General features: G+C 72.0%; 16 protein-coding genes. 6 read left to right on the top strand and 10 right to left on the bottom strand.

The annotated features are described in order from the left end of the window. Window positions 1-9: 9 nt before the first annotated feature. From ACWIHY_RS19895 to ACWIHY_RS19875, 5 genes are read right to left on the bottom strand one after another with little or no spacing between them, the layout of a single operon-like run. A complete protein-coding gene (locus tag ACWIHY_RS19895; protein WP_454376950.1) occupies window positions 10-720 on the bottom strand; it encodes a VIT1/CCC1 transporter family protein in 711 nt (236 codons plus the stop codon). Between the two features lie 24 nt (window positions 721-744). Further along, window positions 745-1,980 carry an amidohydrolase family protein gene (locus ACWIHY_RS19890; protein WP_454376949.1) on the bottom strand — a complete coding sequence of 412 codons (1,236 nt, stop codon included), beginning with the start codon at window positions 1,978-1,980 and terminating at the stop codon, window positions 745-747. Continuing rightward, window positions 1,977-3,263, bottom strand: coding sequence for an amidohydrolase family protein (locus tag ACWIHY_RS19885; protein WP_454376948.1), 1,287 nt, complete (start codon window positions 3,261-3,263; stop codon window positions 1,977-1,979). Before ACWIHY_RS19885 ends, ACWIHY_RS19890 begins: the two co-directional genes overlap by 4 nt. A 12-nt stretch (window positions 3,264-3,275) precedes the next feature. Then, on the bottom strand, window positions 3,276-4,160 hold the full coding sequence (locus tag ACWIHY_RS19880; protein ID WP_454376947.1) for an SDR family NAD(P)-dependent oxidoreductase: 885 nt from the start codon (window positions 4,158-4,160) through the stop codon (window positions 3,276-3,278). After that, the gene (locus ACWIHY_RS19875; protein ID WP_454376946.1) at window positions 4,160-4,957 is read right to left on the bottom strand and encodes an acetoacetate decarboxylase family protein; all 798 of its coding nucleotides are present in this window, start codon (window positions 4,955-4,957) and stop codon (window positions 4,160-4,162) included. The genes ACWIHY_RS19880 and ACWIHY_RS19875 overlap by 1 nt, the downstream gene beginning before the upstream one ends. A gap of 97 nt (window positions 4,958-5,054) precedes the next feature. Here ACWIHY_RS19875 and ACWIHY_RS19870 point away from each other — a divergent pair, with 97 nt between their 5' ends. The 6 genes from ACWIHY_RS19870 to ACWIHY_RS19845 all read left to right on the top strand — a co-directional run bounded on the left by ACWIHY_RS19870 (window position 5,055) and on the right by ACWIHY_RS19845 (window position 10,564). Next, entirely contained in the window at window positions 5,055-5,786 is a 732-nt protein-coding gene (locus tag ACWIHY_RS19870) for a TetR/AcrR family transcriptional regulator (protein WP_454376945.1), read from the top strand. Next, complete coding sequence (locus tag ACWIHY_RS19865; RefSeq protein WP_454376944.1) at window positions 5,783-6,763, top strand: DEDDh family exonuclease; 981 nt, start codon at window positions 5,783-5,785, stop codon at window positions 6,761-6,763. The genes ACWIHY_RS19870 and ACWIHY_RS19865 overlap by 4 nt, the downstream gene beginning before the upstream one ends. Window positions 6,764-6,827: 64 nt before the next feature. Beyond that, a complete protein-coding gene (locus ACWIHY_RS19860; protein ID WP_454376943.1) occupies window positions 6,828-7,061 on the top strand; it encodes a hypothetical protein in 234 nt (77 codons plus the stop codon). A gap of 84 nt (window positions 7,062-7,145) precedes the next feature. After that, entirely contained in the window at window positions 7,146-7,943 is a 798-nt protein-coding gene (locus ACWIHY_RS19855) for an SURF1 family cytochrome oxidase biogenesis protein (RefSeq protein ID WP_454376942.1), read from the top strand. A gap of 70 nt (window positions 7,944-8,013) precedes the next feature. Next, window positions 8,014-9,819 (top strand): glycoside hydrolase family 15 protein, encoded by a 1,806-nt coding sequence (locus ACWIHY_RS19850; RefSeq protein WP_454376941.1) that lies wholly within the window; start codon window positions 8,014-8,016, stop codon window positions 9,817-9,819. Further along, complete coding sequence (locus ACWIHY_RS19845; RefSeq protein WP_454376940.1) at window positions 9,809-10,564, top strand: SDR family oxidoreductase; 756 nt, start codon at window positions 9,809-9,811, stop codon at window positions 10,562-10,564. Before ACWIHY_RS19850 ends, ACWIHY_RS19845 begins: the two co-directional genes overlap by 11 nt. Before the next feature lie 90 nt (window positions 10,565-10,654). On the opposite strand, the gene amaP is transcribed toward ACWIHY_RS19845, so the two are convergent. Genes amaP through ACWIHY_RS19820 form a run of 5 tightly spaced genes read right to left on the bottom strand, consistent with a single transcriptional unit; the run spans window position 10,655 to window position 12,973 of the window. Next, window positions 10,655-11,233 carry an alkaline shock response membrane anchor protein AmaP gene (gene amaP, locus ACWIHY_RS19840; protein ID WP_454376939.1) on the bottom strand — a complete coding sequence of 193 codons (579 nt, stop codon included), beginning with the start codon at window positions 11,231-11,233 and terminating at the stop codon, window positions 10,655-10,657. 7 nt (window positions 11,234-11,240) lie between these two features. Next, entirely contained in the window at window positions 11,241-11,927 is a 687-nt protein-coding gene (locus tag ACWIHY_RS19835) for a DUF6286 domain-containing protein (protein ID WP_454376938.1), read from the bottom strand. Beyond that, the gene (locus ACWIHY_RS19830) at window positions 11,924-12,271 is read right to left on the bottom strand and encodes a hypothetical protein (RefSeq protein WP_454376937.1); all 348 of its coding nucleotides are present in this window, start codon (window positions 12,269-12,271) and stop codon (window positions 11,924-11,926) included. Before ACWIHY_RS19830 ends, ACWIHY_RS19835 begins: the two co-directional genes overlap by 4 nt. 8 nt (window positions 12,272-12,279) lie before the next feature. Then, a complete protein-coding gene (locus tag ACWIHY_RS19825) occupies window positions 12,280-12,471 on the bottom strand; it encodes a hypothetical protein (RefSeq protein WP_454376936.1) in 192 nt (63 codons plus the stop codon). A 13-nt stretch (window positions 12,472-12,484) separates the two neighbouring features. Continuing rightward, window positions 12,485-12,973 (bottom strand): Asp23/Gls24 family envelope stress response protein, encoded by a 489-nt coding sequence (locus ACWIHY_RS19820; protein WP_454376935.1) that lies wholly within the window; start codon window positions 12,971-12,973, stop codon window positions 12,485-12,487. Between the last annotated feature and the right edge of the window lie 72 nt (window positions 12,974-13,045).

Here is a 13,045-nt window from a genome sequence, read left to right as displayed (position 1 = left end):
CCGCCACCGCTAAACCCCCGCCGCCCCCAGCGCCGACCCCGCCCCGTACGTAACCGCCATCGCCAGCGCCCCGCCCGCCATGTTCCGCAGCACCGCCGGTCGCGGTGGAGCGGCGCCCAGCCGGGCGCTGCTCCAGCCCGCCAGGGCCAGGGCGACCAGGACCGAGACGACCGTGACCGGGAGCCGCCAGGAGGGGGGCGGGAGAGTGATCGCGAAGAGCGGGAGCAGTGCGCCGACCGTGAAGGCGACGAAGCTCGCGACGGCCGCGTGCCACGGGTTGGTGAGGTCCTCGGGGTCGATGCCGAGCTCCACGCGCGCGTGCGCGCGCAGCGCGTCGCGTTCGGTGAGCTGCTGGGCGGCCTCGCGGGCCACGTCCTCGGACAGTCCGCGCGCCGCCAGCAGCTCGGTCAGCTCCGCCAGTTCGGCCTCCGGCTCCTCCCGCAGCTCGCGCCGTTCCTGCGCCAGCGCCGCCTCCTGCGAGTCGCGCTGCGTCGACACCGATACGTACTCCCCCGCCGCCATCGACATGGACCCGGCCAGCAGTCCGGCGAGGCCCGCCGTCAGGAGCGCGGAGCGCTCGTCGGTCGCCCCGGCGACGCCGACGACGATGCCGGCCGTCGAGACGATGCCGTCGTTGGCTCCGAGCACCCCGGCGCGCAGCCAGTTCAGGCGCGCGCCGAGGGCTCCGCCGTGGGCCTCGCCATCAGTCTGCTCAGTCACCCGGGGAGGGTCTCACCCGTGCTGTCACCAGACACGGACCGACCCGCCCGGCGCGAAGGCCGGACTCGTCGCGTCGGGCGGGATCTCCGTGAGCGGGAGCGGCTCGGCCGTCTCCGTCACCCGCGGGCCGGCCTTCGCCGCGATCGGGTCGAGCAGGCCGAGGTCGAAGCCGTACACGCGGGCCGCGTTCCCGCCCACCATGGCCGCGATCTCCTCGCGCGGCAGACCGGCGTACGCGATCCGCAGGCCCTCGCGGGAGTACGGCGCCGTACCTTCGTCGTGGGGATAGTCGCTGCCCCACATGATCTTGTCGAGCCCGATCCGGTCGCGCAGCGGCACCTCGTGCGGGCGCATGAAGCTCGCGCCGACGTAGCAGTTGTCGCGCCAGACCTCACTCGGGCTGCTGCCCATCGAGCCCGCCAGGCCCGCGCCGAACTTCGACTCCGCGGTGGACGCGCGGGTCGCCGCCGCCACCAGACGGGAGTGGTAGTAGTCCAGCATGCCGAGCACGCCGGGGATCCAGCCCGAGCCCTGTTCGGTGAGGACGAGCCTCAGGCCGGGGTGGCGGCGGAACGCCCCGCCGAACATCAGATGCCACAGGGCCCGGTGCGAGAACCACGTCGTCTCCACCATGAAGACGGCGCGCGCGGCCGGTTCGTCGCCCAGCGGCGGGGACGCGGACCCGCCGTGGTGGTTGACGGGTACGTCCAGCTCCTCGCAGACGGCCCAGAGCGGGTCGTACGTCCGCGAGTAGAGCTCGGGTAGGCCCGAACCCGGCGGCGCGCCCGGCAGCAGTATGCCTCCGGTGAGGCCCGCGTCCTTGGTGCGGCGGATTTCGCGCACCGCCTCGCCGACGTCGTTGAGGAGGATCTGCGCCACGCCGGCGCGGCGCCCGGGTGCGGCGTCGCAGAAGTCGGCCAGCCAGCGGTTGTGGGCTCGCAGACCGGCCCATCGCTGCTCGTACTCCGCCTTCGAGGGGGCGGGGGCCATCAGCGAGGCGCTGGGGAAGAAGGGCGGGATGGTGTTCGGGAAGACCACTTCCGCCACAATGCCGTCCGCCTCCAGCTCGGCGAGGCGGCGCGCGGAATTCCAGTTGCGGTCGGCGGTGTCGGCGAGGAGGTCCTCGTACGGATTGACGTACGTCGCCGCCCAGGCTTCGAAGTCGTCGTGGTGGCGCTTCTCCAAGTACGGCTTGTAGTCGAGGAGATCGGCGCCCGCGTGGCAGTCCGCCGAGATGACGGTGTAACGGTCGTCGGTCACGGCGCGACCCCCAGCTGCGGGAAGTCGTGGCCGGTCAGCCAGTGCCTGCCCACCTCGCGCGACCTCATCCACGACGCCTCCACGGGCCCCTGGTCGTCCGGCTGGCCCAGCCGCCCCGGCGTCGGGCCGATGCGCCGCGCCAGCGGGGCGAGCTTCGCCGTGTCGAAGCCGAAGACCTCGGCCGCGGCCAGACCGAGGATGCGGCGGGTCTCGGTGACGGGGATGTCGTGGAAGGTCCGCCGCAGCCACGCGCGCGTGTCGGGCCAGGTGCCCTCGGGGTGCGGGAAGTCGCTGCCCCACAGGATGTTGTCCACGCCGATCTCGTAGCGCTGGGCGAGTTCGCGGCGCTTGGTGTTGGTGGCGCAGATGAAGACCTGCCGGTCCAGGTACTCGCTCGGCGGCCGCTGCAGCTCGGCGAAGGGCGAGAGTTTCTTCCCGCCGTGCGCGCCCAGGTAGAGGCGGTCCATGAACCACAGCTGGTTCGGCAGCCACCAGCAGCCGGACTCGGCGACGCCGAACCTCAGCCCCGGGTGGCGCTCGAAGACGCCCGACCACAGCAGGAACCACAGCGGCCTGGCCGGCCACCACGTGACCTCGGAGACGTAGATGCCCAGGTGGTCGCCGTACTCGTGGCGGGGTGCGGCTCCCGAGTGGGTCACCACCGGCATCCGCGTCTCGGCCGCGGCCGCCCACACCGGGTCGTAACGGCGGTCGTGGTAGGGCGCCTTGTCGACCCACATCGAGGGGATCATCAGCGCGCCCAGCCCGGACTCCTTGGCCCGGTTGATCTCGGCGACGACCGCCCCCACCTCGCCCGTGATGGGAAGGAGCGCCACGCCGCAGTGCCGTTCGGGGTTCTGCGCCACGAACTCCGCGAGCCACCGGTTGTGCGCCCGCGCGCCCGCCATGCCGAGGCGCGGGTCCTGGTCCCCGGAGAGGCCGAGGCCGACTCCGAAGGGCGCGGCGGTCTGGCTGTCCACGGCATCGGCGTCGGGGAAGACGACCTCGGCCGCCACCCCGTCGCCGTCCAGCTCCTTGAGGCGCTGGGCGGAGTCCCAGCCGCCCCGCAGGCCCTCCTCGTTGTCGTGGAACCACTTGGCGGCGAAGGCTTCGTTGCGTACGCCCAGGCGTGTCATCTCCTCGCGGCGGGCGTCCCGCTGTCCGAGGAAGTCGTCGAAGTCCCGGTGGAAGGCGCTGTCCAGATAGGGCCGGTACCGCTCGGTCGGCAGTCCGGCGTGGCAGTCGGAGGAGATGATCAGGTACGGGTCGCTCTGCGCTGTCATCGCGCATCCCCCTCAGTCGAGAATGAAGCTCTCCAGGTACGACGGATTGGAGCGGTCGAGCATCGACCGCGACCTGGCTCGGATCTGCCGGTCGCTGTGCTCGCTCGCCGGCAGCATCCAGAAGCGGTCCGCCGCTATCCCGTCCACGACGGTTCCGGCAACGTCCTCGACCGGCGTGAACTCGATCGCGTGCCCCGCCTCTTCCATCGCCGTCTCCCACTGCCCGAGGCTGCGGTACGGCGTCCTGCGCGGCCGTTCCTTGGCGTAGCGCGCGGGCCGGTTGCGGTGCGACTCCCACAGCCCCGTACGGAGCATGTGCGGTCCGGGGAACAGCACCGACGCGCTCACGGGAACGCCCTCCGCCCGCAGATGGGCGTACAGCGACTCGGTCATCGTCACGACGGCCGCCTTGGTGACGGCGTACACGGAAGCAGTCGGCAGCGGGGCGATCCCGCCGTCCCCCGACGACGTGTTGACGACGTGCCCGGGTTCGCCGCCGGCGATCATCCGTGGGACGAACGCCTGGATGCCGTGGAAGACGCCCCACACGTTCACGGCGAACGCCCACTTCCAGTCGTTCACCTCGTGCTCCCACATGCGCCCCTCCGCGCCGGAGCCGACCCCCGCGTTGTTGCACAGCACGTGGACCGCGCCGAAGGTGTCGTACGCCGCGTCCGCGAGCGCGGTGACGTCGTCGCGCTCGCCGACGTCCACGACGCGGGCGAGCACCTGCGCCCCCTCCGCCCGGAGTTCGGAGGCGGCCTTCTCCAGTGCCCCCTCCTCCACATCGGCGAGTACGACCTTGAGCCCCTCGGCGGCGAACCGGCGGACCATCGCGAGACCGACGCCGCTCGCCGCCCCCGTGACGACGGCGACCTGGCCCTCCCCCAGCCGCATCAGACGCTCCCCTCCGGCGGGCCGTCGAGGATCTGCAGCGGGTCGTCGTACCGCTGGTGGATGTACGGGAGCAGCGCCCCCGCGCTCACCCGCTCCACCACGCGCCCCTTCTGGTCGGTGGTCTTCTCACCGATGGTGATCTCCACGACGCGGCGTACGGGCAGATCGGCGACCGGGTCGTACATCGACTCGCGCAGCACCACGTCACCGGTGATCCGCTCGAGCCTGCGCACCTTCTCGTTGCGGACGCAGTGCACGAGGACCGGGTCGGCGTCGAAGCCCCGGCCGTCCACAGCGGGCAGGAACTTGTAGTAGAAGTCCACCTTCTCGGCCGGTTCGGGCAGCGGCAGCGGCCCCTCCACCGCGCCCCGGACCTCGACGAAGGCGATGCCGTGCCGGGCGAGTGAGGCGCGTACGACCAGGCCGTCGCGCTCGACGGTCACCTCGCCCAGCTTCTTGGGCTCGCCGAAGACCTCGCGGCCGCCGATCAGGGCCCGTTCGTGGGTCATCGGCATGACGAGGGGGTACCAGCCGGTGACCCCGTCGTGGACGGCCGCGACCGCCACCGAGCCGGCGCCGAGGGGGTAGCCCGGCAGCTCGACCTTGCTGATGTTGGCCCGTACGAGCGGCCGCTCGGCGGGCTTGAGGGGCGGCGGCAGTACGGCCGCCACCGCGTCGGGGTCGCTCTCCCAGAGGGCGACCACACCGGTGGACCAGATGTCGGGAAGCCCGGAAGCGGATGCGCGAGCCGCCGCGATCTCGGCCTCGGTCCGCGCGCCGTACCGTACGCGTGCCATGTCGTACCGCCCTTCATCGGGAGGAAACCTGTAACACTGTTACACCAGCCTCGATGAAGGGGAAAGAGCCGTGCAGGCAACGGATTTGGGGGGCTCCATGCCACGGAGCACACGGAGCACGCAGAGCACGCAGAACGCAGGCAGCACACGCAGCACAGGAAGCACAGGGGGCGGCGGCCCGCGCGCCGCGCTGACCCGCGAGGAGGTCCTGGAAGCGGCCGCCGCCCTCGTCAAGCAGCACGGTCCGGCGTCGCTCACGATGCGCAAGCTCGCCGCCGAGCTCGGCACGGCGGTCACCTCGATCTACTGGCACGTCGGCAACCGCGAGTCGCTCCTCGACGCCCTGGTCGAACGGACCGTGGAGGAGATGAGCGCCGTCCGCCCGGCCGGCCGCACCCCGGCCGCCCGCATCGTCTCCGTCGCCCGCGGCCTGCGCCGCGAGCTGCGCGAGCGCCCGCACCTGATCGCGATGGTCCACGAACGCGGGCTGACCGAGCGGATGTTCCTGCCCGCCCAGCAGGCGCTGGTCCACGAGGTGCACGCGGCGGGTCTGCGCGGCGCGCGGGCCGCCGAGGCCGTACGCGCCGTCCAGTTCCAGGTCGTCGGGTACGTCCTCGTCGAGCGCAACCGCGAACGCGCCCCCGCTCAGCACCCGGGCGAGGAGGATCTGTGGGACGCGCGGAGCGCGGAACACGACCCGGCGCTCGCGCGCGCCCTGGCCCGCCCCGCCGATCCCGAACGCCTCTTCGTCAACTCGGTGAGGGCTCTGGTGGACGGTCTGCTCACCCGGGCGGACAGGGCTGTCAGTGGAGGCCCGTATCCTCAGTGACCATGCTCGAAGACCAATCGACAGCAGCGCCGTGGCCGACCGCCTACCCGAAGGGGTACGCGGTCGTCGACGTGGAGACCACCGGGCTCGCGCGTGACGACCGGATAATCTCCGCTGCCGTCTACCGGCTGGACTTCCGGGGGAACGTCGAGGACCACTGGTACACGCTCGTCAACCCCGAGCGCGACCCCGGCCCCGTCTGGATCCACGGCCTGACGAGCGATGTGCTCGTGGGCGCCCCGCTGTTCCCCGAGATCGCCGCCGAACTCTCCGAGCGGCTCGACGGCCGGGTGCTCGTCGCGCACAACGCGATGTTCGACTGGTCGATGATCGCCCGCGAGTACGCGCGGGCCGAGCGCACCGCGCCCGTGCAGCAGCGGCTGTGCACGATCGCGCTCTCCAAGGAGCTGCGCCTGCCGCTGCCCAATCACAAGCTGGAGTCGCTGGCCGCACATTTCGGCGTCGTGCAGCAGCGTGCGCACCACGCGCTCGACGACGCGCGCGTACTCGCCGAGGCGTTCCGCCCGAGCCTGCACGCCGCGGCGCAGGGCGGCGTACGGCTGCCGCTGCTCGAATGCCGACCGCTCACGGAGTGGTCGGACTCGCCGGCGACGCCGAGGGTGGGTCACCAGGCGTCGTACCGTGGCGGCGGGGGCACCTGGCGTCCGTCGCGCAAGCGGCCCGCGTGCCCGTACCCGAACCCCGGGCGGTACGAACCGGGCAAACTACTCAAGCAGGGCATGCGGGTGGCGTTTTCCGGCGACACCTCGGTGGACCGCGAGCTGCTGGAGGACCGCGCGGTCGAGGCGGGCCTGCACATCGCGACGAGTGTGTCCCGGCTCACGAGCCTGCTCGTGACCAACGACCCCGACTCGGCCACGTCCAAGACCGTCAAGGCCAAGTCCTTCGGCACCCCTGTCGTCGACGAGGCCGCCTTCACCCAGCTGCTGCGGGACGTGTCTCCGGCAGACGGGTGATTGGCGCGCGACTCGCCCGCCGGCCACTCGCCCTCCCGCCGCCCGCCGCCCCACCCTGTGGCGCATGGCACGTTGTGAGGTATGCGGAAACGACTACGGCATGTCGTTCGAGGTGCACGCGCAGGGCGCGGTGCACGTCTTCGACTGCTTCTCCTGCGCCATCCACCGGATGGCCCCCATCTGCGAGCACTGCCGGGTGCAGATCCTGGGCCAGGGCGTCGAGGTCGACGGCCACTGGTACTGCGGCGCGCACTGCTCGCGCTCGGAGGGGAAGGTGGGCATCGTCGACCGGGTCTGAAGGCCACGCGGCCGCTGACGCGGGCTCGCCCCGGCGGGAGACCCACTCGCCGGGGATCACCGCCCGCCAGGTAACGTCAAGGACGTGTACCGCTTCCTGTTGTCCCGGCAGTGGGTGATCCTCACCCTCCTGATGCTCGTCCTCATTCCCGCGATGGTCGAGCTGGGCTTCTGGCAGCTGCACCGGCACGAGCACCGCGTCGCGCAGAACGAGCTGATCTCCGGGAACCTCAGGGCGAAGCCCCTTCCCGTCGGCGACCTCACCTCCCCCGGACACACCGTCCCGCGCGCCGACTACTGGCGCCGGGTGACCGCCACCGGCACGTACGACACCGCGCACGAAGTCGTCGTACGCCGCAGGACCGACGCCGACGACAAGGTCGGGTTCCACGTCCTCACCCCGCTGGTCATGGACGACGGCCGCGCCGTGCTCGTCAACCGCGGCTGGATTCCCTTCGGCACCGACCAGCAGGCGTTCCCCGAGGTCCCGGCCGCGCCCAAGGGCGAAGTCATCGTCACCGGACGCCTCAAGGCCGACGAGACGACGGCGGCCAGCGGCATCAAGGACCTGCGCGGTCTGCCGAACCGGCAGATCATGCTGATCAACAGCGAGCAGCAGGCGAAGGTGCTCTCGCGGCCGGTCCTCGGCGGATACATCGAGCAGACCGAGCCCGTCCCGGCGGGCCCCAGGCCGCAGCTGGTGCCCGAACCCGACGCCGACTCGATCGGCCCGCACATGGCGTACGCCGTGCAGTGGTGGCTGTTCGCCGCCGCCGTACCGTTCGGCTGGGTCGTTCTCGTACGCCGCGAACTGCGCGATCGCGCCGCGGCGGCCGAAGCGGGCGACGTGACACCGGCCGAGCCCGCCACCGCGGACGCCTGAGCCGAGGCCCGTCCGGCGACCCTCGCAGGAGGCCGCTTAATGCCACGTCTGTGCGGGAACACGAGTGTGCGTGACCCAACGCATCGAGGACTACGCGCTCATCGGGGACCTGCAGACCGCGGCACTGGTCGGCAGGGACGGCTCCATCGACTGGCTCTGCTTTCCCCGCTTCGACTCGGCAGCCTGCTTCGCCGCGCTGCTCGGTGACGAGGAGAACGGCCACTGGCGCATGGCCCCGGCCGGTGGGAGCAGCTGCTCCCACCGCGCGTATCGCGGCGACTCCCTCATCCTGGACACGGTCTGGGAGACCCGCTCCGGCTCGGTCAAGGTCACCGACTTCATGCCGCAGCGCGACAACGCCCCCGATGTCGTACGGATCGTGGAGGGCCTCTCCGGCGAGGTGGCGATGCGCTCCACGCTCCGGCTGCGCTTCGACTACGGCAACATCGTGCCGTGGGTGCGCCGCACGGCCGGGCATCGGGTGGCCGTCGCGGGCCCCGACGCCGTCTGGCTGCGCGCCGAGCCGGCGGACCGGGTGAAGACGTGGGGCCAGCAGTACACCACCTACTCGTCGTTCACCGTCGCCGAGGGCGAAAAAGTTGCATTCGTCCTTACTTGGCACCCGTCGCACCAGCCGCAGCCGCCCTTCACTGACCCGTATGAAGGACTGGAGCACAGCCTCCAGGACTGGGAGGCCTGGGCCGCGATCTGCGGGTACGAAGGCCCGTACCGCGAGGCCGTCCTGCGCTCCCTCGTCACTCTGAAGGCGCTCACCTACGCCCCGACCGGCGGCATCGTCGCCGCCCCCACCACATCGCTCCCGGAGGAGATCGGCGGCGTACGCAACTGGGACTACCGCTACTGCTGGCTGCGCGACTCCACCCTCACCCTCGGCGCGCTCGTCGCCGCCGGTTACCTCGACGAGGCCGCCGCGTGGCGCGACTGGCTGCTGCGGGCCGTCGCGGGTGATCCGGCCGACCTCCAGATCATGTACGGGCTCTCCGGCGAGCGGCGGCTGCCCGAGACGGAACTGCCGTGGCTGGGCGGATACGAGGGTTCCAAGCCCGTCCGGACCGGCAACGCGGCCGTCAAACAGCTCCAGCTCGATGTGTACGGAGAGGTCATCGACTCGCTTCATCTGGCCAGAACCTGGGGCCTGCAGTCCAAACCGCACGCGTGGAACCTGCAGCTCAGCCTCCTGGGCTTCCTGGAGTCCAACTGGCGCGAGCCGGACGAGGGCCTGTGGGAGGTCCGGGGGCCGCGCCGGCACTTCGTGCACTCCAAGGTGATGGCGTGGGTGGCGGCCGACCGCGCCGTACGCGCTCTGGAGGGGAACCCGGCACTGCGCGGTGACGCGGACCGCTGGCGGGCGATGCGCGACGAGGTGCACCGGGAGGTGTGCGAGAAGGGGTACGACCCCGAGCGCAACACCTTCACGCAGTACTACGGCTCCCGCGAGCTGGACGCCGCCGCGCTTCTCATTCCCCGGGTCGGCTTCCTGCCGCCGGACGATCCGCGGGTCATGGGGACGGTCGAGGCGGTGCGGGACGAGCTCAGCAATGACGGTTTCATCCGCCGCTACAGCACGGACCGCCTCACCGTCGACGGTCTGCCGGGCGACGAAGGAACGTTCCTGGCCTGTTCGTTCTGGCTCGTCGACGCGCTGCGGATGACGGACCGGGTGGAGGAGGCCCGGGAGCTCTTCGAGCGGCTGCTGAAGCTGCGCAGCGACGTGGGGCTGCTCGCCGAGGAGTACGACCCGGCCACCGGGCGGCAGCTGGGGAACTTCCCCCAGGCATTCAGTCATATCGGGCTTGTGGTGTCCGCACTCGCCCTCGACGGGGAAGAACCGGCAGGATGGCCCCATGGATCTTGAATTGAAGGACCGGGTGTACGTCGTGACCGGGGCCAGTCGCGGGCTCGGCTTCGCCTCGGCGCGGCAGTTGACGGCGGACGGCGCGAAAGTCGTGATGAGCGGCCGCGACGAGAAGGCGGTCGCGGACGCCGCCGCCGAGCTCGGGCCGAACGCGATCGGCGTCGCCGCGGACAACGCCGACCCGGCGTCGGCGGAGCGCCTGATCGCCGCCGCCCGGGCGCACTTCGGGCGCTTCGACGGCATCCTGATCAGCGTCGGCGGCCCGGCGCCGGGCGTCGCGGCCGACAACACGGACGAGCAGTGGCAGGCGGCCTTCGACTCCGTCTTCCTCGGGGCGGTACGTCTGGCCCGTGCGGCGGCGGCCGAGCTCTCCGAGGGCGGCGTCATCGGATTCGTACTCTCGGGCTCGGTCCACGAACCGATCCACGGTTTGACCATCTCCAACGGCCTGCGGCCGGGACTGGCCGGTTTCGCGAAGTCCCTCTCCGACGACCTGGGCCCGCGCGGCATCCGGGTCGTGGGCCTGCTGCCGGCCCGGATCGACACGGACCGGGTGCGTCAGCTGGACGCCCTGTCCGGCGACGCGGAGGCGGCGCGTACGGCCAACGAGTCGGGCATCCCGCTGCGACGCTACGGCCGGCCGGAGGAGTTCGGCAAGGCGGCGGCGTTCCTGCTGTCCCCTGCGGCGTCGTACCTGACGGGCATCATGCTCCCGGTCGACGGCGGCGCCCGCCACGGCTTCTGACCCGGTCTGCCGCTCTCTCGGTCGCCGGCCGGTTCCGCATGGGGCGCCGGCCGGCGACCGGTCGCGCCGTCGCGCGGCGCACCGACCGCCTCAACTCACGCGCCGCGCCCCGTGCTTGACCTCCCGCAGACGGATCTCCGCCGGGAGGGACTCCAGTCCCGCCGAGTCCCGCGCATGAGCCAACGCCCCGTGCGTGAGCCCGGACAGCGTTTCGGCCGGTTCCGCATGGGGCGCGAGGAGCAGCGCGAGCCGCGCCTTGGGCGCGTCCCGGCGCCCGGTCAGCGTCACGTGCGCCCGCTCCACGCCGTCCAGCGTCCGCGCCTCGCCCGCCAGCACGCTCTCCAGCGCCCGCCCCCGCAGCACCGCACCATCGCCGTCGCCGCTGTTGACCAGCACTTCGGCGAGCCGGTGCCGGCGCAGCTGGGCGAGCAGCCACCACAGCGCGAGCAGGACCAGCACGGCGAGGACCGCGATGACGACCGGCCACCACCACCCCGAGTCCCGCCAGCGCGTACGGTCCGCCTCGCTCAGCAGCACATCGTCGCGCCCGTCGTACGGCCACCACGACGGTACGGACATCCCGAGCCCGGTGGCGAGCACTCCTCCGCCGACGGCGAGCAGCACCAGGCCCGCGAGCCCGAGCAGGACACGGTTGACCTTCTTGGGCATGACCCCGTCACCCCTTCTTGGCCGGCCGGCCAACGTGCACGGACAGACCCGGCCGCCCCGCCAGCCCCAGCTGCCGGATGCCCGCGGCGAGCACCGTGTCCAGGTCGGCCCGTACGTCGTCGAGTTCGCGGAAGTGGGACAGGGCCCGCACCCGCACCTTGGAGCGGCCCACCTTCACCCGCGCGGACTGCACGCCGGACACCTCCATGGCCCGGTCGCGCAGCATCATCGCGGCGGCCTTCCGGTCGATCCCGGCCCGGGCGTCGGCGGACGTACGCCGCATCGGCAGCACCGCGCGCAGCCCGGGCGTGACGGCGAAGAGCAGCAGCCACAGCCCGAGCGCCGCCGCGACGCCCGCGCCGACCAGCACCCATACGTCGTCCAGGGGCCGCGTCGCGAGGTCGTCCGCCAGCTCGCGGCGCCAGCGCATCGCCGGGTGACCGGCCCGTACGGCCGCGATGTCGTACAGCAGCAGACCGACCCCGCCGAGCACCACCAGGGCGACCAGCGCGGCCGGCACCCGGCGGGGGGACCAGAAGCGTCCCGCCTTCCCGCCGCCCTCCTCCTTCTCGAGGGTAGGCACCCGGTGGTGCGCCGTGTCGGCCGCTCCGGGTGAGCCGGGCGCGCCGGACGGGCCCTGCGCGCGTTCGATGATGGGAAGCCGCTGCGTGCGGCCGCTGTCGGGTTCGCTCACCGGATCCTTCCCCGCTCCCCTTGGAGTGCCTGGGCCGAGTGCAGCCGCTCGACGTGAACCGCCACCTCGGACACCTCCATTCCGGCCAACGTGCTGACCCCGTGGGTGACTCCACGGCGTACGGCACCGCACTGTCCGCCGATGTCGCAGGGGTAGCCGAGTTCGAGGACGATCCGCACCCGGGCCCTGTCGTGATGCACGGTCACGGTCGCGTGCGGCGCCTTGCCGCCCTCCGGCACCTTCCCGAGCGCCTCGCGCGCCGACTGCGCGGCGATCTTCGCGACGACCCGGTCGGCGATCCGGGTCGCACCGCGCCCGGCGGCCTCGATCTGACCGGTGGCCATCGCGGGGGTCACCTGGGCCGGCCGCCGCGCTCACGCACGCGGAAGAATTCGCCTGGTTCGAGGTCTCCGTCGGCGAACTTACCCACTACGAAGCCGATCGCGCCCAAGGCCGCCACCAGCAGAAATGCTCCGAACCCGCCGAAATACCCGGCGAACCCGAGCGCCATACCGGCCACTAGGCCGACCACCGCCATGCTCATCCTGCTGCTCCCTCTACTGGAGACGTGGCTCCGGCTCGTCCTCTTCCTCGTCGGGCAGCTTCACATCGCTGACCGCGATATTGACCTCGACGACCTCAAGGCCCGTCATGCGTTCCACAGCCGATACGACGTTCTCCCGGACCGCGCGGGCGACATCGGCGATCGATACGCCGTACTCGACGACGATCTCAAGGTCCAGGGCCGTCTGCACCTCGCCGACCTCTGCCTTGACGCCCCGGCTGACGGACTTCGTCCCGCCAGGCACCCGGTCGCGCACGGCTCCGAAAGTGCGGGAGAGCCCGCTGCCCATGGCGTGCACACCGACCACGTCGCGGGCCGCGAGACCGGCGATCTTCTCGACCACACCGTCGGCGATCGTCGTACGCCCCCGGGAGGCCGGATCGCCGCCGCCCCGCTTGGTGACTGAGGTCTTCCTCGCCTCCTCGCCGACCGACCCCCTGTCGGGGTTGTCGGGCCGGTTTCGCTGCGGGGTGTCAGTCATATCCGTTCATCCCTTTCCGGGCGGTACTGGACTCCGCTGTCCACATTAGGTGCGGTTGCCCGATCTCGCGCC

The sequence above is a fragment of the Streptomyces sp. NPDC055287 genome (assembly GCF_053646035.1).
This window is presented reverse-complemented; position numbering and strand designations above follow the sequence as displayed.

Coding starts and splice junctions, on each gene's coding strand:
- ACWIHY_RS19885 (WP_454376948.1), bottom strand. CDS start 3,263: ATGACAGCGCAGAGCGACCCGTACCTGATCATCTCCTCCGACTGCCAC.
- ACWIHY_RS19880 (WP_454376947.1), bottom strand. CDS start 4,160: ATGCGGCTGGGGGAGGGCCAGGTCGCCGTCGTCACGGGGGCGGCGAGC.
- ACWIHY_RS19875 (WP_454376946.1), bottom strand. CDS start 4,957: ATGGCACGCGTACGGTACGGCGCGCGGACCGAGGCCGAGATCGCGGCG.
- ACWIHY_RS19870 (WP_454376945.1), top strand. CDS start 5,055: ATGCCACGGAGCACACGGAGCACGCAGAGCACGCAGAACGCAGGCAGC.
- ACWIHY_RS19860 (WP_454376943.1), top strand. CDS start 6,828: ATGGCACGTTGTGAGGTATGCGGAAACGACTACGGCATGTCGTTCGAG.
- ACWIHY_RS19845 (WP_454376940.1), top strand. CDS start 9,809: ATGGATCTTGAATTGAAGGACCGGGTGTACGTCGTGACCGGGGCCAGT.
- amaP (WP_454376939.1), bottom strand. CDS start 11,233: ATGCCCAAGAAGGTCAACCGTGTCCTGCTCGGGCTCGCGGGCCTGGTG.
- ACWIHY_RS19830 (WP_454376937.1), bottom strand. CDS start 12,271: ATGGCCACCGGTCAGATCGAGGCCGCCGGGCGCGGTGCGACCCGGATC.
- ACWIHY_RS19825 (WP_454376936.1), bottom strand. CDS start 12,471: ATGAGCATGGCGGTGGTCGGCCTAGTGGCCGGTATGGCGCTCGGGTTC.
- ACWIHY_RS19820 (WP_454376935.1), bottom strand. CDS start 12,973: ATGACTGACACCCCGCAGCGAAACCGGCCCGACAACCCCGACAGGGGG.